Genomic DNA, 24780 nt, shown 5'->3' on the forward strand with positions numbered 1-24780 from the left:
CGCTGTTCAGACCGCGTCGTTGCGGAGCACCAGGACGGCGATGTCGTCCCGGGGTGGCTCGACCGAGAAGTTGATGGCGGCGGCGCGCAGGCGGGCGGCGACCACGTCGGCGGAGTAGCCGGCCAGCGGCGCGGCCGCGTCCCGCAGCCGGTCGGTGCCGAACAGCTCCCGGCCGCGCCGCCGCTCGGTGACCCCGTCGGTGTAGAAGATCAGCGAGTCGCCGGGGGCGAGCGTGATCTCGGTCGTCGGTGAGGTGATGGTGTCGAGCAGTCCCAGCGCCGTACCGCCGACCCCGACGAACCGGGCTCCGCCCGCGCCGGCCAGCAGCACCGGCCGGTCGTGCCCGGCCAGGTGCAGGGACACGTCGAGGTGGTCGCCGTCGCCGGGCCCGACCGCGGCGAGGGCCAACGTGCAGTACCGCCCACCACCCCGCTCGACGAGCGTCTCGTTGAGTCGGGCCAGCGCCTCCGGCAGCGGCTTGCCGTCCCCGACCAGCACCCGGATCACGTCGCGGACCAGCCCGGTGACCGCAGCCGCCTGGACGCCCTTGCCCGACACGTCGCCGATCACCACGAGCCAGCGCCCGTCGGGCAGCGGCACCACGTCGTAGAAGTCGCCACCCACCTCGGCGTCGTCACCGGTGGGCACGTACTCGGCGGCGAAGCCGATGCCGTCCACCACCGGCAGCACGGGCGGCAGCAGGGACTGCTGGAGCGTCTGCGCGACCCGTCGGCGCTCGGCGTGGATCCGGGCGTTCTCGATCGCCAGCGCGGCCCGTCGGGCCACGTCCTCCAGGACGGCCACCTCGTCCGGGTCGTGCCGGTGCCGTTGGTGCCGGCCCACCGCGAGGGTGCCGAGCCGCTGGCCGCGGGCGATCAGCGGGACTGCGAAGCCCTCCATCGGGCCGCCCAGCGGAATCTGCGCCGCGCTGCGGGACGCCTCCCGCAGCCGGGCCTGGATGGAATCCGGGCCGGTCTCCGCCAGCACCCGGTGCAGCTGCGGCAGCACCGACTCGTCGGCGTGGCTGGTCGCGGCCAGCCGCAACCGGCCCCACTCGTCGGTGGTGTGCACGGCGCACCACTGACCGAGCCGGGGCACCACCAACTGCGGGATCAGGGCCATGGTCAGCTCGACGTCCAGCGACTGGGCCAGCAGCTCGCTCGCCTCGGCGAGGAACGTCAACCACGCCTGCCGCCGGACGTCCGCCCGGCGCAGCCGGTCGTTCTCCAGGTGCAGCGACAGCCGCTCGGCCGTGAGCGCCGCCAACGGCCGGGCGTACGCGGACGGCGCGGCGTCCAGCTCCAACTCCCCGGCGTACGGGCGGTGCACGGTCAACGGCACCCGCAGCAGCTCGCTGTCGGGGCGGGGCTGCCGACCGAACCGGGCCAGCAACTGTCGGCCCTGTCCGTCGCCCCGGTCCAGGCGGACCGCCCCACCGGCCGCGCCGACCATCTCGGCGACCCGGCTGAGCAGGCTGGCGGCGAAGTCGGGCAGCGGGTCGTCGGCGTACATGTCGGGGGCGGTCTGCATGAGTTCGCTCATCGCGCCCGCGCTCGGCGCCGATCCGTCGACGGCTCCGGGGTCGCCGGCCAGTGACGTGCCACCGGCGCTGGAGCCGGCGCCCGGCTCGGTGCCGGGCCGGTCGAGGCGGAACCAGACGCCCTTGCCGGTGGGCAGGTACGTGGTGCCCCAGCGGCTGGCGAAGTGGTCGACGAGCAGCAGTCCGCGACCGCGCTCGGAGACCTCGTCGATCTCGGTCGTGTCGTTGCGGGCCCCGACGGCCAGCTCGTCGTTGCCGGAGCTGGGGGCGAAGTCGGAGACGGTCACGGAGAGCCCGACACCGTCCGCCACGACCTCGATGTCCAGTTCGGTGCCGGCGTGCTCGACGGCGTTGGTGGTCAGCTCGGTGGTGAGCAGCAGCGCCTCGTTGATCAGGTCGTCGAGGTGCGCCTCGGTGAGGACGGAGCGGACGACCGCGCGGGCGGCGGCGGGCGTACGGCGGTCGGCGGGCAGACGGACACGCCGGACGGCCCCGTTCCGGCCCCCGGCCGTCGCGGGCCCCGCCTCGGCTGACACCCCCGTATCCTCTACCGTCCCCCGGCCAGGTGCCAAGCCGATCCGTGATCGGTGGGAGGCGCTGCGGCCTCTCCGACGTGACGAGCGCCACTCGGCGCGTCTGTGTCGGGTTGGGTACCGGCGCGAGGATCGCGGGGGCCGCCGGGGCCGATCGGCGGGTCGCGCACCCTGGCACTACGGCCGGCGCGGGCACAATATGGGGTGCCGGTGTGTCTGTACGGGCACGGACCCCCCCAGGTGAGCGAGGCATCATGACCACGGCGAAGCAGTCGTACGCGGATCCGTCCGCGCCCGACCAGGAGGCGCTTCTCGGTGAGCTGACCGAGGCGCTGCGACGGGTGCGTCGCGGTGATCTGAAGGTCCGGTTGCCCCGCCGCGCCGGCAAGGCTGGTGAGGTGGCGGACGCCTTCAACGAGGTGGTCTCGCTCCAGGAGCGGCAGTACCTGGACCTGCGGCGGATCAGCCGGATCGTCGGCCGGGACGGACGGCTCACCGAGCGGCTGGACGACGAGGGGCTGGACGGCTCCTGGGCGGAGGGGCAGCGGGCGATCAACTCGCTGATCGACGACCTGGGCCGGCCGACGACCGAGATCGCCCGGGTCATCGTGGCGGTGGCCGACGGCGACCTGTCCCAGCACATGGCGTTGGAGATAGACGGTCGGCCGTTGCGCGGTGAGTACCTGCGCATCGGGCGCACCGTGAACACGATGGTCGACCAGTTGTCGTCGTTCTCCAACGAGGTGACCCGGGTGGCCCGCGAGGTGGGCACCGAGGGCAAGTTGGGCGGCCAGGCCGACGTACGGGGTGTCGCCGGGACGTGGAAGGACCTCACCGACTCGGTGAACACCATGGCGTCGAACCTGACCGGCCAGGTGCGGTCGATCTCGCAGGTGGCGACGGCGGTGGCCAAGGGCGACCTGTCGCAGAAGATCACGGTCAGCGCGCGCGGTGAGGTGGCCGAGTTGGCCGCCACGATGAACTACCTCACGGACACGCTGCGGCTCTTCGCCGAGCAGGTGACCCGGGTGGCCCGTGAGGTGGGCACCGAGGGCAAGCTGGGTGGGCAGGCCGAGGTGCCGAACGTGGCGGGCACCTGGAAGGACCTCACCGACAGCGTCAACTCGATGGCGTCGAACCTGACCGCCCAGGTCCGCAACATCGCGCAGGTCTCCACGGCGGTGGCGCGCGGTGACCTGTCGCAGAAGATCACTGTCGCGGCGCAGGGCGAGATCCTGGAGCTGAAGGACACCGTCAACACGATGGTGGACCAGCTGTCGTCGTTCGCCGACGAGGTCACGCGGGTGGCCCGTGAGGTGGGCATCGAGGGCAAGCTGGGCGGTCAGGCGCAGGTACGCGGCGTCTCCGGCACCTGGCGGGACCTGACCGAGAACGTCAACCAGTTGGCCGGCAACCTGACCAGCCAGGTCCGCAACATCTCCCAGGTCTCCACCGCGGTGGCGAAGGGCGACCTGTCGCAGAAGATCACCGTCGACGCGCAGGGCGAGATCCTGGAGCTGAAGAACACCGTCAACACGATGGTGGACCAGCTCTCGTCGTTCGCGGACGAGGTGACCCGGGTGGCCCGTGAGGTGGGTACCGAGGGCAACCTGGGCGGCCAGGCACAGGTCAAGGGCGTGTCCGGTACGTGGCGGGACCTGACGGACAACGTGAACTCGATGGCGTCGAACCTGACCAGCCAGGTCCGCAACATCGCCTCGGTGACGACGGCGGTGGCGAAGGGTGACCTGTCACAGAAGATCACGGTGGACGCGCGGGGCGAGATCCTGGAGCTGAAGTCGACAGTCAACACGATGGTCGATCAGCTGTCGTCGTTCGCGGACGAGGTGACCCGGGTGGCCCGTGAGGTGGGCACCGAGGGCAAGCTCGGCGGCCAGGCCCAGGTGCGCGGGGTCGCCGGCACCTGGCGGGACCTGACCGACAACGTGAACTCGATGGCGTCGAACCTGACCGCCCAGGTCCGCAACATCGCCCAGGTCTCGACGGCGGTGGCGAAGGGTGACCTGTCGCAGAAGATCACGGTGGACGCGCGGGGCGAGATCCTGGAGCTGAAGTCGACAGTCAACACGATGGTCGATCAGCTGTCGTCGTTCGCGGACGAGGTGACCCGGGTGGCCCGTGAGGTGGGCACCGAGGGCAAGCTCGGTGGTCAGGCGCAGGTCAAGGGCGTGTCCGGTACGTGGCGGGATCTGACCGACAACGTGAACTCGATGGCGTCGAACCTGACCAGCCAGGTCCGCAACATCGCCTCGGTGACCACGGCCGTGGCGAAGGGTGACCTGAGCCAGAAGATCACCGTGGACGCCCAGGGCGAGATCCTGGAGCTGAAGTCGACCGTCAACACGATGGTGGACCAGCTCTCGTCGTTCGCCGACGAGGTCACCCGCGTCGCCCGCGAGGTCGGCATCGAGGGCAAGTTGGGCGGTCAGGCGCAGGTCAAGGGCGTCTCCGGCACCTGGCGGGACCTGACCGAGAACGTCAACCAGCTCGCCTCCACGCTGACCACCCAGCTTCGGGCCATCGCCCAGGTGTCCACCTCGGTGACCCGGGGTGACCTGACCCAGCGGATCGCCGTCAAGGCGCAGGGCGAGGTCGCCGAGCTGAAGGACAACATCAACCAGATGATCGTCACCCTCCGGGAGACGACCAAGAAGAACGCCGAGCAGGGCTGGCTGGACTCCAACCTGGCCCGCATCGGTGGCCTGTTGCAGGGCCAGCGTGACCTCGGCGAGGTCTGCCGCATGATCATGACCGAGGTGACGCCGCTGGTCGACGCGCAACTCGGCGCGTTCTTCCTCGCCGACGACACCGACGGCAGCATGCGGCTGCGGTTGACCTCGTCGTACGGCTATGTGGCGCGGGGGCACGACGTGACCTTCGGGCCGGGCGAGGGACTGGTCGGGCAGACCGCCCTCTCGCGCCGGACGATCCGGGTCAGCGCCCCGCCGAACAGCCGTCTCACGCTGCGCTCCGGCCTGGCCGAGACACCCCCGACCGACCTGGTGGTGCTCCCCGTGCTGTTCGAGGGGGAGCTGCTCGGGGTGATCGAGTTCGCCAGCGTGTCCGCCTTCTCCGAGCTGCACCTGTCGTTCCTGGAGCGGCTGGTGCTCACCATCGGCATCGCGGTCAACACCATCCAGGCCAACCGGCGTACGGAGGAGCTGCTGGCCCAGTCGCAGCGGCTGGCGCACGAGATGCAGGAGCAGTCGGCGGAGTTGCAGCGCACCAACGCCGAGCTGGAGGAGAAGGCCACCCTGCTCTCCGAGCAGAAGGGCAACATCGAGACCAAGAACCGGGAGATCGAGCTGGCCCGACTCGGCCTGGAGGAGAAGGCGCAGCAACTCACCCGGGCGTCGGCGTACAAGTCGGAGTTCCTGGCCAACATGAGCCACGAGCTGCGTACGCCGCTGAACTCGTTGCTGCTGCTGGCTCGTCTGCTGGCGGAGAACTCGGAGCAGAACCTCAGCCCGAAGCAGATCGAGTTCGCCCGGACCATCCACGGCTCCGGCTCCGACCTGCTGCGCCTGATCGACGACATCCTCGACCTGTCCAAGATCGAGGCGGGCCGGATGGACGTCGAGCCGACCGAGATCCGCTTCACCGAGCTGCGCGGCTTCGTCGAGCAGGCGTTCGCGCCGCAGGCCGAGGAGAAGAATCTCGACTTCCAGGTACGCGTCAGCAAGGACCTGCCGCCCGCGCTGGTCACCGACGCGCAGCGGTTGCAGCAGATCCTGCGCAACCTGCTCTCCAACGCGGTGAAGTTCACCGACAACGGCGCGGTGACGTTGCGGATCGCCCCGGCCGCGCCGAACGCGGTGTTCGACGTGCCCGCGCTGACCAACGCCCAGCAGGTGATCGCCTTCACGGTGATCGACACCGGGATCGGCATCTCCGACGACAAGCTGTCGATCATCTTCGAGGCGTTCCAGCAGGCGGACGGCACGACCAGTCGCCGCTACGGCGGCACCGGTCTGGGTTTGTCGATCAGCCGGGACCTGGCGCGACTGATCGGTGGCACCATCACGGTCTCGTCGGCGCCCGGGCAGGGCTCGACGTTCACCCTGTTCGTACCGCAGGTCCTCGCTCCGGACGCGGTGGTCGCGCCGCAGTCGCCGTCGCCGCAGCGCGCCGGCCTGCCGTCGTCGCTGCTGATGCCGCCGCTGGAACTGTTGCCGGAGCGGCCGGAGGCGCCGGCCACCCGGCAGTTGGACGGCGCCACCGTGCTGATCGTGGACGACGACGTGCGCAACGTCTTCGCTCTGACCAGCGCGTTGGAGCTGCACGGCATGACCGTGCTGTACTCGGACAACGGGGCGGACGGCGTCCGCCTGCTGGCCGAGCATCCGGAGGTGGACATCGTGCTGATGGACGCCATGATGCCCGACCAGGACGGATACGAGACGACCCGGCAGATCCGGCGTAATCACCGGTTCGCCGACCTTCCCGTCGTCTTCCTGACCGCGAAGGCGATGCCGGGCGACCGTGAGTCGGCGCTCGCGGCCGGGGGAAGCGACTACATCACCAAGCCGGTCGACCTCGACGACCTGATCGAGCTGATGTCGTCCTGGATCAGCGGCAGCCGCACCGAGGAGACTTCGTGACCCAGATGGCCAAGGCGCTGCTCGTGGACGACCGTCGGGAGAACCTGATGGCCCTGGAGGCGATCCTCCAGGGCCTGCCGGTCCAGTCGGTGGCCGTGGAGAGCGGTGAGGCGGCGCTCAAGCAGTTGCTGGTGGACGACTTCGCGGTGATCCTGTTGGACGCGCAGATGCCGGACATGGACGGCTTCGAGACGGCCAGTCACATCAAGCGCCGCGAGCGCACCCGACACGTGCCGATCATCTTCCTCACCGCCGCCGACCGGGACGCCCAGCTCGCCCTGCGGGGCTACCAGGTGGGTGCCGTCGACTACCTGACCAAGCCGTTCGACCCGTGGGTGCTGCGGGCCAAGGTGTCGGTCTTCGTCGAGCTGTGGGTCAAGACCCGGCAGTTGGCCGCCCAGTCGGACCTGGTGCGGGAGCGCGACGCGCAGTGGCGGCGACTCACCGACGCGGTGGACGAGGCCACCACGCTCCTGCGCTCCGACGACTCCGAGGCGCGGGACCGGGCGATGGAGTTGCTGGAGCAGGCCCGCTGGGGCAGTTCAGCCTGACTCACCCGGGCGCAGGTGGCCGGTCTGGGCACGGCGGATGCGCCAGCGTTCGCCCAGTGAGTCGATCTCTTCCTGGACGAAGAGGAAGAAGTCCCGCATCTCGGCCACCCGTTCGCCGGCCGGCGTGTCCGGGCCGAGGGCCCCGATGCCGCCTTCGGCGACGTCGATGAACGTCTTGTAGATCGCGGTCTTCGTGATCGTCCCCTCGTACCAGGGGTTCTCCGGCATCCGGTAACGGTCGCGGCGGGAGCGGGGGACCGGCTCGCGGATCAGCATGCCGAACTGGGTGAGGTAGCGGACCGCCCCGCTGACCGCCGCCGCGCTGACCCCGAGGCGCTCGCCGATCTCGGCGGCCGTCAGTGGGTCGTCCGCGCTCATCACGGTGAACAGCACCCGAGCGGCCATCCGCGGAAAGCCGACCTCGGCGAACGTGAGCGCCATCCGTTCCACGAAGAGGTGCACCGGGTCGTGGCCGTCGGCGTCCGCCATCTCTGGTCCCCCTTCTGACCGTGTCGTGGGCACCGATGGTGCCCGGCTCACACTGTCTTCACAACTTTGTGAAACGAGTGTAGCTTCCGATATATGGAAACTCCGATTGAGGTATCCGGCCTGGTCAAGACCTTCGGCCGGGTCCGGGCGCTCGACGGTCTGGACCTGACCGTCCGCGCCGGCGAGGTGCACGGCTTCCTCGGCCCGAACGGCGCCGGCAAGTCGACGACCATCCGGGCGCTGCTCGGCCTGCTGCGGACGGACGCGGGGGTCGTCCGCCTGCTCGGCGGCGACCCGTGGCGCGACGCGGTGGCCCTGCACCGCCGGCTGGCGTACGTGCCGGGCGACGTGACGCTCTGGCCCAACCTCTCCGGCGGCGAGGTCATCGACCTGCTCGGCCGGATGCGCGGCGGCCTCGACCCGGCCCGCCGCGCCGAACTGCTGGACTCCTTCGAGCTGGACCCCCGCAAGAAGGGCCGGACGTACTCCAAGGGCAACCGGCAGAAGGTCGGCTTGGTGGCCGCTCTCGCGTCGGACGCCGAACTCCTCATCCTGGACGAGCCGACCTCCGGCCTGGACCCGCTCATGGAGGACGTCTTCCAGCACTGGGTACGCCGGGCGAAGGCCGACGGTCGAACCGTGCTGCTCTCCAGCCACATCCTGGCCGAGGTGGAGGCGCTCTGCGACCGGGTGACGATCATCCGCAACGGGCGGGACGTGGAGACCGGCACCCTGAGCGAGCTGCGACACCTGCGGCGCACCTCCATCGAGGCCGAGCTGACCGGTCCGGTGGACGGGCTGGGGCAGCTCACCGGCGTACACGACCTGCGGGTGGACGGGCAGCGGGTGCGCTTCGACGTGGAGGACGCCGCGCTGGACGTCGCGCTCCGTCGGCTCACCGAGATCGGCGTACGCAGCCTGGTCAGTCAACCGCCGACGCTGGAGGAGCTGTTCCTGCGGCACTACCAGACCGAGCAGGTGTCGTCGTGAGCGCGCGGAGTGAGCCGGGCCCGCGAGCGAGCGCGTTCACCGGCACCCGACACCTGGTCCGGCTGATCCTGCGCCGGGACCGGATCGTGCTGCCCATCTGGATCCTTCCGCTGGCCCTGCTGCCGGCCAGCTACGCCAGCGCGTACGCCGGCCTGTATCCGACCGCCGCCGAGCGGGCCGAATACCTGGCCGGCACCGCGAGCAACCCGTCGATCGTCGCGCTGCTCGGTCCGGTGTACGGCGACAGCATTGGCGCGCTCACCGTCCAACGGGCCGGGCTGTTCGCGGCGGTCGCCGCCCTGGCCAGCGTGCTGACGGTGGTGCGGCACACCCGTACCGAGGAGGAGGCCGGTCGGCGGGAACTGCTGGGCGCGTCGGTCCTCGGCCGGTACGCCGGGCTGACCGCGGCGCTGCTGGTCACGTACGCCGCGAATGTGCTGCTCGGCCTGCTCATCGCCGGCGGCCTGGCCGCGGCGGGTCTGCCCGGGGCCGGATCGCTGCTCTTCGGCGCCGGCGTGGCGCTGACCGGCATCGCGTTCGCCACGGTCGGCGGCCTGGCCGCGCAGCTCACCCAGAGCGCCGGCGGGGCGCGCGGCATCGGCCTGGGCGTGCTCGGGGTGGCGTTCGCGCTGCGGCTCGGTGGCGACGCCGGAGGGTCCGGCGGTGCCGGCGGAAGCGCCGAGTGGTTGAGCTGGATCTCCCCGCTCGGCTGGGCGCCCCGGGGACGCGCCTTCGCGGGCGAGCGCTGGTGGGTGCTGCTGTTGCCGGTGCTGTTCAGCGCGGCGGTGGCGCTCGTCGCGTACCCCGTCTCGGTGCGTCGGGACGTGGGTGCCGGCGTGCTGCCGCCCCGGCTCGGTCCGGCCGCCGGCGCGCTGGCCGGTCCGTTCGGCCTGGCCTGGCGGCTGCACCGTGGCCAGTTGCTCGGCTGGACCATCGGTTTCGGTCTGCTCGGTCTGGTGCTGGGCGGCGCGGCGGACGCGGCGGGCGACGCGGTGCAGGGCAACGAGCAGATCGCCGAGCTGCTGGCCCGGCTGGGTGGCTCGTCGACGTTGGCCGAGGCGTACCTCGGGAGCACGTTGAGCCTGACCGCGTTGGCCGCCGCCGGGTACGGCATCCAGGCGGCGCTGCGGGCGCGGGCGGAGGAGACCGCCGGGCGGGCCGAACCGCTGCTCGCCACGGCGGTGAGCAGGTCCCGCTGGCTGGCGGCGCACCTGCTCTTCGCGCTGCTCGGCCCGGTGGTGGTGCTGGCGGTGACGGGGGCGGCGACCGGACTGTCGTACGGCCTCAGTGTCGGTGACGTCGGTGGCGAGGTGCCCCGGATGCTCGGTGTGGGCCTGGCCCAGGTGCCGGCGGCCTGGGTGCTCGCCGGGCTGGCGGCGCTGCTGGTGGGCTGGCTGCCCCGGTTCTCCTGGGCGGCCTGGGCGGTGCTCGCCGGCTGCCTGCTGCTGGGTCAGATCGGCGCGATCCTGGACCTGAGCCAGTGGGTGCTGGACATCAGCCCCTTCACCCACACCCCCCAGGTGCTGGCCAACAACTGGACCGCAACCCCCCTCGTGGCCCTGACCGCCCTGACCACCCTCCTGCTGGCCCTGTCCCGCAAAACCTTCCAGTCCCGAGACGTCCCCACTCCCTGACCCACCCCCTTGAAGCGCGGTGATCAAGAGGTTCGCGTCAGTGGAGGCGCGATTTTTGACGCGAACCTCTTGATCAACAGGGTGGTCGAGGGCCGACAGTGCCCGGGGAGGGTGGGGGTTAGCCGGTGGGTTGGTCGTTGCGGATCATCAGGGCGCTGCGGAGGCCGGTGATGTCCAGGACGCGGATCAGGAAATCGCCCACATGGGTGAGCATCAGCAGGCTCTGCGCGTGGCTGGCCTTGCGGCTGAGCACCACGAGGGTGCCCAGGCCCTGCGAGTCGCAGAAGGTGACGCCGCCGAGGTCGAGCACGATCCGCGGAGGCGGGTCGGTCAGCACCTCGTTGACCACGGTGCTGAGCTGGGCGGCCGTGAGCATGTCGATCTCACCGGCCAGGCGAAGTACTGCTTCGTCACCCGTCCGGTGTAGCGTGATGGACAGTTCGGCACGATCCACCCGGTCAGCCTAGCGCGATCTAGCTGACCCGGCCTGTCGAGGCGACGAGCCGCGCTGCGACCCCGCGCCACCCGACACCCGGCCGGACGCCCGCACCGCCCGCCGAGCCCGTGACGAGCGTCGGAAGCGGGTGAGCCCGGTAACCCTCGCCCGGGGTGGCTGCTGCCTGACGGTCCGGCGCTGACACAATGGCCGCATCGTGACCGACATCGTTTCCGCCGGATCTGGCCGTTACCCGGCCGACGCGCCGGCCTCCGAGGCCCTGTTCGACCGCGCCCGCGCCATCGTGCCCGGCGGGGTCAACTCCCCCGTGCGTGCCTTCCAGGCGGTCGGTGGCACCCCGCGCTTCATGGTCCGTGGTGAGGGGCCGTGGCTGTTCGACGCCGACGGTCGTCGCTACGTCGACCTGGTGTGCTCGTGGGGTCCGCTGATCCTCGGGCACGCCCACCCCGAGGTGGTGGACGCCGTGCAGGCGGCCGCCGCCCGGGGCACCAGCTTCGGCACGCCCACGCCGGGCGAGGTGGAGTTGGCCGCCGAGATCGTCGACCGGACGCCGGTGGAGCAGGTCCGCCTGGTCAACTCCGGCACCGAGGCGACCATGTCGGCGATCCGGCTGGCCCGTGGCTTCACCGGTCGCTCCAAGATCGTCAAGTTCGCCGGCTGCTACCACGGTCACGTCGACGCGCTGCTCGCCTCCGCCGGTTCCGGCGTGGCCACCCTCGGCCTGCCCGACTCGCCCGGCGTCACGGGCGCGGCGGCCAGCGAGACGATCGTGCTGCCGTACAACGACATCCGGGCCGTCGAGGAGGCGTTCGCCGCCGAGGGCCCGCACATCGCCGCCGTGATCACCGAGGCCGCCGCCGGCAACATGGGCGTGGTCGCCCCCCGCGACGGCTTCAACCAGCAGCTCGCCCGGATCGCGCACGCGCACGGCGCCCTGCTCGTCGTCGACGAGGTGATGACCGGGTTCCGGGTCTCCCGCGCCGGGTGGCACGGCCTCGACGCCTCCGACGCGGACCTGTGGACGTACGGCAAGGTCATGGGTGGTGGCCTGCCCGCCGCGGCGTTCGGCGGGCGCGCGGACATCATGGCGCGTCTCGCGCCGGCCGGCCCGGTCTACCAGGCCGGGACGCTCTCCGGTAACCCGCTGGCCTGCGCCGCCGGTCTGGCGACCCTGCGGCTCGCCGACGACGCGCTCTACCGCAAGCTCGACGACACGGCCGCCGTCGTGGGCAAGCTGGCGTCCGACGCGCTGGCCGCCGCCGGGGTCCCGCACCGCCTGTCGTACGCGGGCAGCATGTTCTCCATCTTCTTCACCGACGCCGACGTGGTCGACTACGACAGCGCGCGCACCCAGCAGGTGCCGGCGTTCAAGGCGTTCTTCCACTCGATGCTTGCCGCCGGCGTCTACCTGCCGCCGAGCGCGTTCGAGTCGTGGTTCGTCTCGGCGGCGATCGACGACGCCGCTCTGGAGCACATCGCCGCCGCGCTGCCGACGGCGGCGAACGCGGCGGCAGCGGCCGGTCACGGGGGGTAGTGAACAGTGGCGAAGACGGTGGTCCACGTGCTCCGGCACGGCGAGGTGCACAACCCCGACCAGATCCTGTACGGGCGGCTGCCCGGTTTCCGCCTCTCCGAGCTGGGCGTGCAGATGGCCAAGGCCGCCGCGCAGGGGCTCGCCGAGCGGGAAATCGTGCACGTGGTGGCCAGCCCGTTGGAGCGCGCCCAGCAGACCGCCGAGCCGATCGCCGCCCAGTTCGGGCTGCCCGTCGGGGTGGACGAGCGGCTGATCGAGAGCGCCAACTGGTTCGAGGGCAAGAAGGTCTCCCCGGGCGACGGGTCGTTCCGCGACCCGCGCAACTGGTGGGTGCTGCGCGACCCGGTGACGCCGTCCTGGGGTGAGGCGTACCGGGCGATCGCCGAGCGGATGTTCGCGGCCGTGCACGCCGCCCGGGTCGCCGCCGAGGGGCGCGAGGCGGTGCTGGTGTCACACCAGCTCCCGATCTGGACGCTGCGCCGCTACGTCGAGCGCAAGCGGCTCTGGCACGACCCGCGTAAGCGGCAGTGCGGGCTGGCGAGCCTCACGTCGTTCCACTTCGACGGCGCGAAGGTGGAGGGCATCGGCTACAGCGAGCCGGCCGCGCACCTCGTCGCTCTCTCCGCGACAGCCCGGACGGCCAAGGGGGCCTGATGAACGCCCGGAGGTGGACCGCCGGTCTGCTCGCCGCCGTCGCCGCGGTGGCGCTGGTCGGCTGTACGTCGGCGAAGGGGCAGGAGAAGACCTGCTCGACCACCTCGGACGGCATCATCGAGTGCGCGCCGGACCAGCGCTCGGCTCCGCCGAAGCTCGCCGGGGAGCTGCTCCTCGGCGGCACGTACGACGTGACCCAGGCCCGGGGCCAGGTCGTGGTGGTCAACTTCTGGGGCTCCTGGTGTGCGCCCTGCCGGGCCGAGGCGGACGACCTGGAGGCCGTCTACCAGGCCACCAAGGGTTCCGGCGTGACCTTCCTCGGCATCAACGTGCAGGATTCGCGGGACAAGGCCAAGGCGTTCGAGCAGGGGCGGGTCACCTATCCGAGCCTGTTCGACCCGGCCAGCCGACTGGCGCTCGACCTCGACATCCCGCCGAACACCGTCCCCGCGACGGTGGTGCTCGACCGGGAGGGGCGGGTCGCCTCGGTGATCCGGGCCGCCGTGAAGCAGGAGGGCCTGCAACCGATCGTCGAGCGGGTCGCGGCCGAGAAGCCGGCGTCGAACTGATGGGCGAGACGTTCGAGGAGTTGGCTCGGAGCGGGCCGCTGGTGCTCGCCATCGGCGCGGCAGCGCTCGCCGGCCTGGTCAGCTTCCTCTCCCCGTGCGTGCTGCCACTCGTGCCGGGCTACCTGTCGTACGTCACCGGGTTGGCCGGCGCGGATCTCGACGGCCGGCGGCCGGCGGCGGACCCGGCCCCGGACGGCGCTGGTGGCGTCGCGGTCCGGGAGCGGACGACGGCGGCGGTGGCGGCGGTCAAGGGCCGGGTGCTGGCCGGGACGCTGCTCTTCATCGCCGGCTTCACCGTGGTCTTCGTGGCCACCGCGATCCTGTTCGCCGGCATCGGTCGGGTCTTCTTCGACTACGAGCGGCAGTTGGAGATCGTCGTCGGCGCGTTGATCATCGTGCTCGGCCTGGGCTACCTGGGGATGATCCCGGCGCTGCAACGCGAGTTCCGGATCTCCCGGCTGCCGTCGGCCGGCCTGCTCGGCGCCCCGGTCTTCGGCGCGGTCTTCGCGCTGAGCTGGGTGCCGTGCACCGGGCCGACGCTCGGCGCGGTGATGGGCATGGCGGCCACCAGCGGGCAGAGTGACCGGGCCGTGGTGCTCGCCGTGGCGTACTGCCTCGGGTTGGGGATACCGTTCGTCGTCTTCGGGCTGGGCTTCCAGCGCCTGCTCGGGGTCTTCCGCGCCATCCGGCGCAACAGCCGCTGGGTCACCCGGATCGGCGGCGCCCTGCTCATCCTGATCGGCCTGGCGCTGGTCACCGGCGGATGGCAGAGCTTCGTGATCTGGCTGCAGACCACCGTCGGGGTGGGCGAGGTGAGCATATGACGGTCGTCGACGAACGCCCGGAGGCCGAGGCCCCGGCGCCGCGCCGCCGGCCCAGCCGGCTCCTGGCCCTGCTGCGCAACTCGTGGCGGCAGCTCACCAGCATGCGTACGGCCCTGATCCTGCTCTTCCTGCTGGCGATCGCCGCGATCCCCGGCTCGGTGCTGCCGCAGCGCGGGATCAGCCCGGAGAAGGTCAACCAGTACTTCGTCGACCACCCGGACTGGGCCCCCCGGCTCGACCGGATCGGCGCGTTCGAGGTCTTCGGGTCGGTCTGGTTCTCAGCCATCTACCTGCTGCTGTTCACCTCGCTGATCGGCTGCATCACGCCCCGGCTGCGCGACCACGTCCGGGCGCTGCGGTCCCGGCCGCCGGTCGCGCCCAAGCGGATGGCCCGGCTGCCGCAGCACACCACGCTGCCCGCTCCGGCCGGCGGCGTGGACGCCGTGGCCGAGGTGCTGCGCAAGCGCCGCTGGCGGGTGGAGGTACGCGGGAACGAGGTCTCCGCCGAGAAGGGGTACCTCAAGGAGACCGGCAACCTGCTCTTCCACACCTCGCTCATCGCGGTGCTGATCGGCGTCGCGCTGGGCTCGTGGTACGGCTGGAGCGGCAACCGCCTGCTGGTGGCGGGCGCGGACAACGCGTTCTGCAACACCCGCCAGCAGTACGCCGAGGCCAAGCTCGGCCCCCGCGTCGACACCGCCGACCTGCCCCGCTTCTGCCTGCGGCTGGACGACTTCCAGGCCCGGTTCCTGCCGTCCGGTCAGCCGGAGTTCTTCAACGCCCGGGTCACCGTCGACGGCCCGGACGAGCCGACCCGCAGCGCGGACTTCTCGGTCAACTCGCCGCTGCGCCTCGCCGACGCGAGCGTCTACCTGCTCGGCCACGGGTACGCCCCGGTGATCCGCTACACCGACCGCTACGGCAACAGCCAGGTCAGTGACGAGCCCTTCCTGACCACCGGCGACATGGGTCTGACCAGCGAAGGGCTGGCCGCCTTCCCGGACGCGAACGTCGACCCGGCCACCGGCAAGCGGGTACCCGGCGAGCAGATGGCCTTCACCGGCATCTACCTGCCGACCGCGCCGCAGCAGCCGCCGTTCGTGCGTTCCGAGTACCCCACCGAGCGCAACCCGGCGCTGAACCTGGTCGCCTACCGGGGCAACCTCGGCATGGACGCCGGCATCCCCGGCTCGGTCTACCAACTCGACCAGCGGCAGGTACGCGCCGGCAAGGTCAAGGAGGTCGGCAGCAAGCTGCTCCGCAAGGGCGAGAAGTGGACGCTCGACGACGGCACGACCGTCGAGTTCCTGGGCACCGAGCGGTACGTCACGCTCTCCGTCCGGCACGATCCCGGCTCGACGCCGCTGCTGGTGAGCTGCGGTGTGCTGCTGGTCGGGCTGATGGGCTCGCTGTTCGGGCGGCGTCGCCGGGTGTGGTTCCGAGTGCTGCCGGCCGACCCCGGGAATGGATCTCCGACGGACGGTAGTAGCTTGATGGAGGCCGGTGGGTTGCCGCGCACCGACTATCCAGGGTTCGCCGACGAGTTCGCCCAGTTGGTCGCCGCCGTGAACGGTGACGAACGGGCGGCCGAGCGGGCTGGTGCCGACACCGGAACCGGTGGCCCGGCCGGTGTGCGAGAAGGGACCGAGTGATGTCCGCGCTCTCCGACAATCTGGTGACCTTCGCGATCCTGACGTACCTGATCGCGATGATCAGCCACGCCGTGGAGTACGCGCTTGGCAACGCCCGTACCCGGGCCGCCGTGGCCTCGCCCGCCCGTGAGCTGGTGGGCGCGGGGGTCGGCGGTGCCGGCGGTGTGACCGCCGAGCCGCCCGCGCAGGTCCCGCCGTCCGTGGACGGCTCGGCCCGCCGGGCACGTCTGGCCGGGATGGTCGCGGTGGCGGCCACCGCGGTCGCCGCCGTGCTGCACCTCGCGGCGCTGGTCACCCGTGGTCTCGCGGCTGACCGGATGCCGTGGGGCAACATGTACGAGTTCGTGCTCACGGTGACGTTCATCGGGGTCGCGGCCTGGCTGGTGGTGCTCTGGAAGCGGCCGTCGCTGCGCAAGCTCGGGCTGTTCCTCACCCTGGTCATGGTGCTGCTGGTGGCCACCGCCGAACTGGTGCTGTACGTGCCGATCGTGCCGCTGGTGCCGGCCCTGAACTCGTACTGGTTCGTCATCCACGTCTCGACGATCGTCTTCGCGTCCGGCATCTTCCTGCTCGGAGCGGTGCCGGCCGTCGGCTTCCTGATGCGCAACGGGTACGAGCAGGGCAAGCGGAGCTTCCCGTACACCCTGGCGAAGCGGCTGCCCGCCGCGGCCAGCCTGGAGCGGCTGACCTTCACGCTGCACGCCTTCGCCTTCCCGATCTTCACGTTCGCGGTGATCGCCGGCGCGATCTGGGCCGAGGCGGCCTGGGGTCGGCCGTGGGGCTGGGACCCGAAGGAGACCTGGGCGTTCATCTCCTGGGTGGTCTACGCCGGTTACCTGCACGCCCGGGCCACGCCCAGCGTGAAGCGGAACGTGGCCACCTGGATCGCCGTGCTCGGCTTCCTCACCATGCTGATGAACCTGTTCGGCGTGAACATCTTCTTCACCGGCCTGCACTCGTACGGCGGGCTGAACTGAACTGCAGTTGGCAGATGTAGAACTACACTTCTTAGAAGTGTAGTTCTACATTCTGTGGGGATGTGACCGTGGAATTCGCCAAACCAGCGGAGATCTTCGACCGAGACGTCGAGTGGGCGGAGCTGGTCCGGTTCGCCACGGACGATCGACCAGGCGCGACGCTGGGCGTGGTCAGCGGCCGCCGCCGGCAGGGCAAGACTCTGCTCTTGTACGAGCTGGCCCGCAGCACCCAGGGCTTCTACTTCGGCGCGACCGAGGCGACGTCTGCGGAGTCGCTCCGTCGCCTAGGGGAAGCGCTCGGCCGGCACACCGCAGCCCCCAGCCCGCTGCACCTTGCCGACTGGCCCAGCGCGGTCGACGCGCTGCTCGCGCTGGGCCGGGACCGCCCGCTCACGGTGGTGATCGACGAGTTCCCGTACCTGGCGCGCGCCAGTCGCGACCTCCCATCGGTCATCCAGCATGCGCTCACCCCGGGCCGGATCGAGCGCACCGGCTCTCGAACTCGCCTGTTGCTGTGCGGTTCGGCGCTCTCGTTCATGGGAGGCCTCCTGGCAGGTTCGGCCCCACTCCGCGGACGGGCCGGGCTGGAGCTGCCCGTCGCGCCGCTCGACTATCGAGCGGCGGCGACATTCTGGGGGATCGACGATCCGTTGCTCGCGGCCCAGGTGTTCGCGATCGTCGGAGGCACACCCGCCTACCGACGCGAGTACGTCCAGGACGACGCCCCGGAAGGGCCGACCGATTTCGACGACTGGGTCGTGCGTGCCGTGCTGAACCCGGCGCGTCCGCTGTTCCGCGAGGCGCGTTACCTGCTGGCCGAGGATCCGGACCTGCGCGACACCGCCCTCTACCACTCGGTGCTCGCGGCGGTCGCCGACGGCAACGGCACCCGAGGTGGAATCGCGGGCTACATCGGCCGTAAGGCCACCGATCTACAGCACCCACTCACCGTGTTGGAGGACGCCGGTCTCCTCACGAGGGAGCCGGACCCGCTGCGCAGTGGCCGGAGCCGGTACCTCATCGCCGAACCCCTCATCACCTTCTACCAGGCGGTCATGCGACCCGCGTGGACAGCGTTGGAGCAGCGACGCGGCGCGGACGTCTGGCGTCGATCCCAGCGACGGTACGCGGCAGCGGTGCTGGGGCCGGCCTTCGAGGAGATCGTCCGCCAGTGGGCGCTGCGCTTTGCCGCACCGGAGACGCTCGGCGGCATCGTCGCGGAGGCCAGTGCCGCCGTCCTTACCGACCCCGCCAGCCGAACCAGCGTGGAACTCGATCTGGTCGCGTTCGGTGAGCCACCGATGGGCGACAGCCCTCGGCCGCTCCTCGCGATTGGCGAGGTCAAATGGGGTAGGACATTAGGGATGGCCGACCTGGAGCGGCTCGCCAGGGCACGGGATCTTCTTGCCACCCGCCCTGGCCTGGACGCGCGACACGTCCGGCTCGTGCTGGTGAGCGGGTCAGGCTTCACGGACGACCTTCGGCGGCGAGCTGGCGGCGATCAGGATGTCGTCCTGGTCGATCCGGAGCGCCTTTATCAAGGGGAATGACACCCGGGATCGCGCCCCACTCCCATCCGGCAGTTCGGGGCGGGCTCGCGGTCAGCGGCGTTGCAGGGTCTCGTCGACCCGCAGGGTGACCTGGTAGGCGACCTCGGGCACGTCGACCAGCTCGATGCGTTCACCGCGCAGCGCCACCTGCGCGTGCAGTTCCCGGGCGATGGCGTCGCGCACCGCGACCAGCAGTGGTGACAACCCGTCCGGGTCGCCGACGACGTATGCGTCCGACATGCCCACCAGCCTGCGCCGGGTTCGGCCGTTCGGCCAGCACGGGTGAGATGTGTCCGCAGGGCTTGACGCACACCGTGCCGCCGAGCCGGCGTCGGTCCGTGGTCCTGATCCACTCCAGGTCGGCGATCTGGCGGCATCCTTCGCCCGGCAAGGCACCACGTCGACGATCTGGTGTGGATCAGGGGTCAGCCACCGAACCAGCCCGGCATGTCGAGGCGGAACCAGTTGGTGGCGGCCATCGTGCGCAGGTCGTCCTCGATGGCGGCCACGCGCTCCTCGCCCAGGGTCGCGGCCCACTGCTCGCGCAGTCGGTCGAAGATCTCGGCCGAGCGACGTAGGCCGTCGACGCCGCGCGGGGTCATCCGGACCAGCCGACGGCGGGCGTCGGCGGGATCGTCGAGCCGTTCCAGGTAGCCGACGGCGACCAGCCGGTCGACGGTCTTGCCGGCGGCCTGCTTGGAGATGCCCAGCAGCTGCCCCAGCTCGCTGGCGGTGGTGCCGTCGACGCCCACGGCCTGGAGCACGAACCCGTGCAGCGGGCGCAGGTCGGGATGCCCCTCCCGGGCCAACTCGGCGTGCAGGTCGTCGATGAGGGTCCGAAACCCGGCCAGCAGCAGCAACGGGAGCTGAAAGCCGGGTCGGGCGGGATCAGTGGTTGCCATGTTGGACAACCATGTTTACTATTTCGTCAACCACGTTGACTATCTTAGGGCAGGCACCCATGTCCGTCTTCACCGCCCACACCGCCGACACCGCACCCGCCGCCGCCCGGCGGGCCATCGAGGGAGTACGAGGCCGCTTCGGCTGGCTGCCCGCCCCGGTGGCGCTGATGGCCGACTCTCCCCAACTGCTCAGTGGCTTCCTCGCCGCCAGTGCCGGCTTCGAACAGACCGCCCTCACGCCCGTGCAGCAGGAGGTGGTCGTCCTGACCGTTGCTACCAGCTACGAGTGCCACGTCTGCGTCGCCCTGCACACCGGCAAGCTCACCCGGCTCGGAGCGAGCGCCGAGCTGATCACCGCGTTGCGCGCCGGCGTGCCGCTGTCCGAGCCGGGGCTGGAAGCGCTGCGCCGGTTCACGCTGGCCGTCCTCGAACACCGGGGCGCGGTGCCCGACGACGATCTCGACGCTTTCCTGGCCGCCGGTCACCAGCCACGGCATGCGCTGGACGTGGTGTTCGGCGTCGGGGCGTACACGATCTCGACCTTCGCCAACCGGCTCACCCGCGCGCCGCTCGACCCACCGCTGGCCGCCCACGCGTGGACGCCCGCCGCCTGACCGAACCCGCGTTACCGCAACATGCCGGCAGAGGGCTGACTCAGGGTCGCGGTTTCGCTACCTTGCGCCAGAAGGGCCGATGTGACCCCTCTCGACGGCGGAAGGTGAGGCGCGGTGACCACGACACTGTCCACAGCGGAAATGATCAGAGACCAGCTCCGGCGGTCACGGCTCGCGGCCGGGCTCAGCCAGGAGGAGTACGGCAAACGGGCGCACTACTCACCGTCCATGGTGTCGTCGGTCGAGGTGGGCCAGACGGTGCCCAACCTGGCCTACCTGACCCGGGCCGACGAGGTGCTCGACACCGGCGGTCTGCTGGTCTCGCTCCGCGAGCTGGGTCGCCGGCACGCCGAGCCGGTGTGGTTCCGCCCCTGGTTGGAGGTCGAGCGGGTGGCCACCCAGTTGCGCTGCTTCGAAGCGACGATGGTTCCCGGGCTGTTGCAGACCGCCGACTACGCCCGCACGGTGTTCCGGCTCGACCTGGGGCTCACCGCCGAGCGGGTGGAAGAGCTGGTGGCCGCCCGGCTGGAGCGGCAGGCGATCCTCGACCGGGAGCATCCGCCGCAGCTCACCGCCGTGATCGACGAGGCCGCCCTGCGACGCTTCGCCGAGGGCAACGCCGGCGTGCTCGCCGGTCAGCTCCGGCACCTGGTGGCGTGCGCCCGCCGCCCGCACATCCGGGTGCATGTGCTGCCGCAGGCGGTCGGGCTGCACGCCGGCATGTTCGGGCCGTTCATCCTGGGCCGCACCGCCGACGGCAGTTGGCTCGGCTTCCTCGACAACCAGACCGGCGGCACCGCCGTCGACGAGAACAACGAGGTGGCGACCCTGCTCGGAAGGTGGGAGAGTCTGCGCAGCGACGCGCTGCCCCGGCAGCAGTCCATCGACCTGCTCGAGGAGATCGTGAAGCCATGGATCTGACCGGAGCTCAGTGGCGCAAGTCCACCCGCAGTGGCAACAACAGCGGCGCCTGCGTCGAGGTCGCCGACAACCTGCCCGACCGGGTGCACGTCCGCGATTCCAAGGACTGCGACGGCGGCGTGCTGACCTTCAGCCCGACCGCGTGGCGCGCCTTCGTCGACCTGGTCCGCACCCACTGACCCTCGGGGCTGCCGCTCAGGCCGCCCCGAGAAAGTCGCGCAACAGGGCGAGCATCTTGTCGGGGCGCTCCTCGTACAGCCAGTGCCCGCAGTTGTCGATCACCTCGCCGCGAACGGTGTCGGCGTACCGGCGTACCTGCTCGGCGACCTGGCCGCCGAGGCTGGCCGACGCGCCGACGGCCAGCACCGGCATGGTGAGCTTCGTGCCCCGGTGCGTCGCGTTGTCGGCGATGTCCTGGTCGAACGCCCGGAAGTGGGCGAAGCTCGCCCGCAGGTGCGCCGGGTCGCGCAGGTGGCTGGCGAACTCCTCGATGTCCGGCGCGGCGATGCTGCCCTTGCGCACCATCAGGGCATCGGTGAACCGGTCCACCCAGAGCGACTCCCGCCCACGGACCAGTTCCTCCGGCAGCCCGTTGCCGAGCGTGAAGAAGCCGAAGTTCCATACCCCCGGCCCACCCGCGGTCAGCGCGGGGAACGTGTAGATGCTCTCGTCGGGGATCGGCGCCTCGGTGAGCGCCAGCCGGCTCACCCGCTCAGGATGGGCGGCGGCGTACGCGTACGCCACCATCGTCCCCAGGTCGTGCCCGACCACTCGCAGGTCACCGACCAGGCCGAGTTGGTCGAGCAGGCCGTGCAGGTCGGCGGCGACGGTCTTCTTGTCGTACCCGTCGGTCGGGGCGTCGCTGTTCCCGAATCCGCGCAGGTCGGGCGCGACCACCTCGAAAGACCGCCCCAACTCGGGCAGCAGGTGCCGCCACATGTACCAACACTGCGGGTACCCGTGCAGCAGCACCAGCGGTGGGCCGCTGCCGCCACGGACATAGTTCATGGTGATCCGACCGACCCGTGCCCGCTGCTCGGTGAACCCCGCCGGAACCCGATCGCCACCCATTCGCTGCCCCCGTCCGCCCCCATCCGCCGCCGGCTGCCCGGCTACCCGCTCGACCGACGGCCATGCCTGCGCACAAGCGTTGATCGACTCGACATCCCGGAAGTCGGGCCGTCCCAGGCCGCCGGACACCCCGACTTCCGCGAGCCCGAGTGGATCAGCGCCGGACACGCCGGGCGGGCCGGCGCCGTCGCGGGTGTCACAGCACCCGGCGTGGGCCGGGCCGCAGCCGGTGCGGGAGACTGGGCGACATGGCTCGTGGCTTCCCGTACACCGATCTCAAGGATTTCCTCGCGGCCCTGGAACGCGCCGGGGAGCTGCGCCGGGTCGACGTCCCCGTCGACCCGACCCTGGAGATCAGCGAGGTGGTCACCCGCACCGTGCGCGCCGGTGGTCCGGCGCTGCTGTTCGAGCACCCCACCCGGGGTGAGATGCCGGTGGCGATCAACCTGTTCGGCACCGAGAAGCGGATGGCGATGGCCCTCGGCGTCGACTCGCTGGACGAGGTCGGCGCGCGGATCGGCGCGTTGATCAAGCCGGAGCTGCCGGTCGGCTGGTCCGGCATCCGCGAGGGCCTGGGCAAGGTCATGCAGCTCAAGTCGGTGCCGCCCCGCAAGGTCAAGACCGCGCCTTGCCAGGAGGTCGTCTACCGGGGCGACGACGTCGACCTCGGCCGGCTGCCGGGATTGCAGGTGTGGCCCGGCGACGGCGGGATCTTCCACAACTACGGGCTGACCCACACCAAGCACCCGGAGACCGGCAAGCGCAACCTGGGCCTCTACCGGCTCCAGCAGCACGGCCGCAACACCCTCGGCATGCACTGGCAGATCCACAAGGACTCCACGGCCCACCACGCGGTCGCCGAACGGCTCGGGCAGCGTCTGCCGGTCGCGGTAGCGATCGGCTGCGACCCCGTCGTCTCGTACGCGGCCAGCGCGCCGCTGCCCAGCGACATCGACGAGTACCTGTTCGCCGGGTTCCTGCGCGGCGAGCGGGTGGAGATGGTCGACTGCCTCACCGTGCCGTTGCAGGTCCCGGCGCACGCGCAGATCGTGCTGGAGGGCTACCTGGAGCCCGGCGAGCGGCTGCCCGAGGGCCCGTTCGGCGACCACACCGGCTTCTACACCCCGGTCGAGCCATTCCCGGTGCTGCACATCGAGGCAATGACCATGCAGCGCAACCCGGTCTACCACTCGATCGTCACCTCCAAGCCGCCGCAGGAGGACCACGGCCTCGGCAAGGCCACCGAGCGGATCTTCCAGCCGCTGCTCAAGCTGCTGATCCCGGACATCGTCGACTACGACCTGCCGGCCGCCGGGGTCTTCCACAACTGCGCGATCGTGTCGATCCGCAAGCGCTACCCGAAGCACGCGCAAAAGGTGATGAACGCGATCTGGGGCGCGCACCTCATGTCGCTCACCAAGCTGATCGTGATCGTCGACGAGGACTGCGACGTGCACGACTACAACGAGGTGGCCTTCCGCGCCTTCGGCAACGTCGACTACGCGCGGGACCTGCTGCTCACCGAGGGGCCGGTGGACCACCTCGACCACTCGTCGTACCAGCAGTTCTGGGGTGGCAAGGTGGGCGTGGACGCGACCCGCAAACTCCCGGCCGAGGGCTACACCCGCGGCTGGCCGGAGGAGATGACCATGGCCCCCGAGGTCACCGCCCTGGTCGACAAGCGCTGGAAGGAGTACGGGATCTGATGGCGACCCCCGACAACCCTCGCGATCTTGCGCTTTCTGTCGATGATTCGCGCCCTTCCTCCCCAGATGTCCCAGCAGAAAGTGCAAGATCGCGGGGGAGGGTGCGTGCCTTCCTGGATCTCGTCACCATCGAGCACTCCGTGTTCGCCCTGCCGTTCGCCTTCCTCTCGGCGTTGAGCGCCATGCGGGTCGACGGGGGGCGGGTGCGCTGGGTCGACCTGCTGCTGATCACCGTGGCGATGGTCGGGGCGCGGACGTTCGCGATGGCCGCCAACCGCATCCTCGACCGGCGCATCGACGCGCGGAATCCCCGTACCGCCGGGCGGGAACTGGTCACCGGAGCGGTGAGCGTGCGGACGGCCTGGACCGGTGCGGTCGTCGCGCTCGTGGTGTTCCTCGCCGCCGCCGCGCTGCTCAACCCGCTCTGCCTGATGCTCGCGCCGCTCGCCGTGGTGCCACTGGTCGTCTACCCGTACGGCAAGCGGTTCACCAACTGGCCGCACGCCATCCTTGCGATCGCCCAGGCGGTCGGCCCGGTCGGCGCCTGGCTCGCGGTCACCGGCACCCTGGACGGCTCCGGGCCGGCCTGGGTGCTCGGCGCGGCCGTCGGCCTCTGGATCGGTGGCTTCGACCTGATCTACGCCTGCCAGGACTCCGAGATCGACCGGGAGATCGGCGTGCACAGCGTGCCCGCCCGGTACGGTCGCCGCTTCGCCCTGCACGCCTCGACCGTGACGCACGTGCTGACCTTCGGGCTGTTCGTCTGGTTCGGGGCACTGATCGGGTTCGGCTGGCTGTGGTGGGTCGGCCTGGCGCTGACCGCCGTCGCGTTCGCCTACCAGCACCTGGTGGTCACCCCGACCGACCTCAGCAAGGTCAACCGGGCGTTCTTCACCGCCAACGGGTTCGTCGGCATCGCGCTGTTCGTCTTCGCCCTGCTCGACCTGGTGATCCGCCTCGACCTGCGACCGTAGGGCCTGGCGACCTAGG

22 protein-coding genes are annotated in these 24780 nt (G+C 71.0%); 16 read left to right on the forward strand and 6 right to left on the reverse strand.

Annotated features, from left to right (window positions below; all coding sequences use genetic code 11):
* Positions 1-6: 6 nt before the first annotated feature.
* On the reverse strand, positions 7-2076 hold the full coding sequence (locus tag AC3EN4_RS22955; RefSeq protein ID WP_435207756.1) for a SpoIIE family protein phosphatase: 2070 nt from the start codon (positions 2074-2076) through the stop codon (positions 7-9).
* 251 nt (positions 2077-2327) lie between these two features.
* On the opposite strand from AC3EN4_RS22955, the gene AC3EN4_RS22960 reads away from it, so the two are divergent.
* Both AC3EN4_RS22960 and AC3EN4_RS22965 read left to right on the forward strand, forming a co-directional pair.
* Positions 2328-6695 (forward strand): HAMP domain-containing protein, encoded by a 4368-nt coding sequence (locus AC3EN4_RS22960; protein WP_435207757.1) that lies wholly within the window; start codon positions 2328-2330, stop codon positions 6693-6695.
* Complete coding sequence (locus AC3EN4_RS22965) at positions 6692-7246, forward strand: response regulator (protein ID WP_422737795.1); 555 nt, start codon at positions 6692-6694, stop codon at positions 7244-7246. Before AC3EN4_RS22960 ends, AC3EN4_RS22965 begins: the two co-directional genes overlap by 4 nt.
* On the opposite strand, the gene AC3EN4_RS22970 is transcribed toward AC3EN4_RS22965, so the two are convergent.
* Positions 7238-7735, reverse strand: a complete 498-nt coding sequence (locus AC3EN4_RS22970) for a GbsR/MarR family transcriptional regulator (protein ID WP_435207758.1) — start codon at positions 7733-7735, stop codon at positions 7238-7240. The two genes, AC3EN4_RS22965 and AC3EN4_RS22970, sit on opposite strands and share 9 nt — an antisense overlap.
* Before the next feature lie 93 nt (positions 7736-7828).
* On the opposite strand from AC3EN4_RS22970, the gene AC3EN4_RS22975 reads away from it, so the two are divergent.
* Complete coding sequence (locus tag AC3EN4_RS22975; protein ID WP_435207759.1) at positions 7829-8725, forward strand: ABC transporter ATP-binding protein; 897 nt, start codon at positions 7829-7831, stop codon at positions 8723-8725.
* The gene (locus AC3EN4_RS22980; RefSeq protein ID WP_435207760.1) at positions 8722-10359 is read left to right on the forward strand and encodes an ABC transporter permease; all 1638 of its coding nucleotides are present in this window, start codon (positions 8722-8724) and stop codon (positions 10357-10359) included. The genes AC3EN4_RS22975 and AC3EN4_RS22980 overlap by 4 nt, the downstream gene beginning before the upstream one ends.
* A 118-nt stretch (positions 10360-10477) precedes the next feature.
* On the opposite strand, the gene AC3EN4_RS22985 is transcribed toward AC3EN4_RS22980, so the two are convergent.
* A complete protein-coding gene (locus AC3EN4_RS22985) occupies positions 10478-10813 on the reverse strand; it encodes an STAS domain-containing protein (RefSeq protein ID WP_421474061.1) in 336 nt (111 codons plus the stop codon).
* A gap of 199 nt (positions 10814-11012) precedes the next feature.
* On the opposite strand from AC3EN4_RS22985, the gene hemL reads away from it, so the two are divergent.
* The 7 genes from hemL (at position 11013) to AC3EN4_RS23020 (ending at position 18576) form a co-directional block, all read left to right on the forward strand.
* A complete protein-coding gene (gene hemL, locus AC3EN4_RS22990; protein WP_435207761.1) occupies positions 11013-12350 on the forward strand; it encodes a glutamate-1-semialdehyde 2,1-aminomutase in 1338 nt (445 codons plus the stop codon).
* A gap of 6 nt (positions 12351-12356) precedes the next feature.
* Entirely contained in the window at positions 12357-13004 is a 648-nt protein-coding gene (locus AC3EN4_RS22995; RefSeq protein WP_422737800.1) for a histidine phosphatase family protein, read from the forward strand.
* Positions 13004-13573 carry a TlpA family protein disulfide reductase gene (locus tag AC3EN4_RS23000; protein WP_435207762.1) on the forward strand — a complete coding sequence of 190 codons (570 nt, stop codon included), beginning with the start codon at positions 13004-13006 and terminating at the stop codon, positions 13571-13573. Before AC3EN4_RS22995 ends, AC3EN4_RS23000 begins: the two co-directional genes overlap by 1 nt.
* Positions 13573-14397 (forward strand): cytochrome c biogenesis CcdA family protein, encoded by an 825-nt coding sequence (locus AC3EN4_RS23005; RefSeq protein ID WP_435207763.1) that lies wholly within the window; start codon positions 13573-13575, stop codon positions 14395-14397. Before AC3EN4_RS23000 ends, AC3EN4_RS23005 begins: the two co-directional genes overlap by 1 nt.
* Entirely contained in the window at positions 14394-16049 is a 1656-nt protein-coding gene (gene resB, locus AC3EN4_RS23010; RefSeq protein ID WP_435207764.1) for a cytochrome c biogenesis protein ResB, read from the forward strand. Before AC3EN4_RS23005 ends, resB begins: the two co-directional genes overlap by 4 nt.
* Complete coding sequence (gene ccsB, locus AC3EN4_RS23015; protein ID WP_435207765.1) at positions 16049-17026, forward strand: c-type cytochrome biogenesis protein CcsB; 978 nt, start codon at positions 16049-16051, stop codon at positions 17024-17026. Before resB ends, ccsB begins: the two co-directional genes overlap by 1 nt.
* Before the next feature lie 206 nt (positions 17027-17232).
* Entirely contained in the window at positions 17233-18576 is a 1344-nt protein-coding gene (locus tag AC3EN4_RS23020; protein ID WP_435207766.1) for an AAA family ATPase, read from the forward strand.
* Between the two features lie 51 nt (positions 18577-18627).
* Here AC3EN4_RS23020 and AC3EN4_RS23025 read toward each other — a convergent pair whose 3' ends face one another.
* Both AC3EN4_RS23025 and AC3EN4_RS23030 read right to left on the reverse strand, forming a co-directional pair.
* A complete protein-coding gene (locus AC3EN4_RS23025) occupies positions 18628-18816 on the reverse strand; it encodes a hypothetical protein (protein ID WP_435207767.1) in 189 nt (62 codons plus the stop codon).
* Between the two features lie 185 nt (positions 18817-19001).
* On the reverse strand, positions 19002-19478 hold the full coding sequence (locus AC3EN4_RS23030; RefSeq protein ID WP_435207768.1) for a MarR family winged helix-turn-helix transcriptional regulator: 477 nt from the start codon (positions 19476-19478) through the stop codon (positions 19002-19004).
* A 59-nt stretch (positions 19479-19537) separates the two neighbouring features.
* Between AC3EN4_RS23030 and AC3EN4_RS23035 the strand changes: the two genes are divergently transcribed.
* From AC3EN4_RS23035 to AC3EN4_RS23045, 3 genes are all read left to right on the forward strand, one after another.
* Positions 19538-20092: a carboxymuconolactone decarboxylase family protein gene (locus AC3EN4_RS23035; RefSeq protein ID WP_435207769.1), complete on the forward strand. Its 555-nt coding sequence runs from the start codon at positions 19538-19540 to the stop codon at positions 20090-20092.
* 141 nt (positions 20093-20233) lie between these two features.
* Entirely contained in the window at positions 20234-21013 is a 780-nt protein-coding gene (locus tag AC3EN4_RS23040) for a helix-turn-helix domain-containing protein (RefSeq protein ID WP_435207780.1), read from the forward strand.
* A complete protein-coding gene (locus AC3EN4_RS23045; RefSeq protein ID WP_435207770.1) occupies positions 21004-21192 on the forward strand; it encodes a DUF397 domain-containing protein in 189 nt (62 codons plus the stop codon). Before AC3EN4_RS23040 ends, AC3EN4_RS23045 begins: the two co-directional genes overlap by 10 nt.
* Before the next feature lie 16 nt (positions 21193-21208).
* Here AC3EN4_RS23045 and AC3EN4_RS23050 read toward each other — a convergent pair whose 3' ends face one another.
* Positions 21209-22084: an alpha/beta fold hydrolase gene (locus AC3EN4_RS23050; protein ID WP_435207771.1), complete on the reverse strand. Its 876-nt coding sequence runs from the start codon at positions 22082-22084 to the stop codon at positions 21209-21211.
* 248 nt (positions 22085-22332) lie between these two features.
* Here AC3EN4_RS23050 and AC3EN4_RS23055 point away from each other — a divergent pair, with 248 nt between their 5' ends.
* Both AC3EN4_RS23055 and mqnP read left to right on the forward strand, forming a co-directional pair.
* On the forward strand, positions 22333-23790 hold the full coding sequence (locus AC3EN4_RS23055; protein ID WP_435207772.1) for a menaquinone biosynthesis decarboxylase: 1458 nt from the start codon (positions 22333-22335) through the stop codon (positions 23788-23790).
* Complete coding sequence (gene mqnP / locus AC3EN4_RS23060; protein WP_435207773.1) at positions 23790-24764, forward strand: menaquinone biosynthesis prenyltransferase MqnP; 975 nt, start codon at positions 23790-23792, stop codon at positions 24762-24764. The genes AC3EN4_RS23055 and mqnP overlap by 1 nt, the downstream gene beginning before the upstream one ends.
* Positions 24765-24780 lie beyond the last annotated feature (16 nt).

The organism is Micromonospora sp. bgisy143 (genome assembly GCF_057708145.1).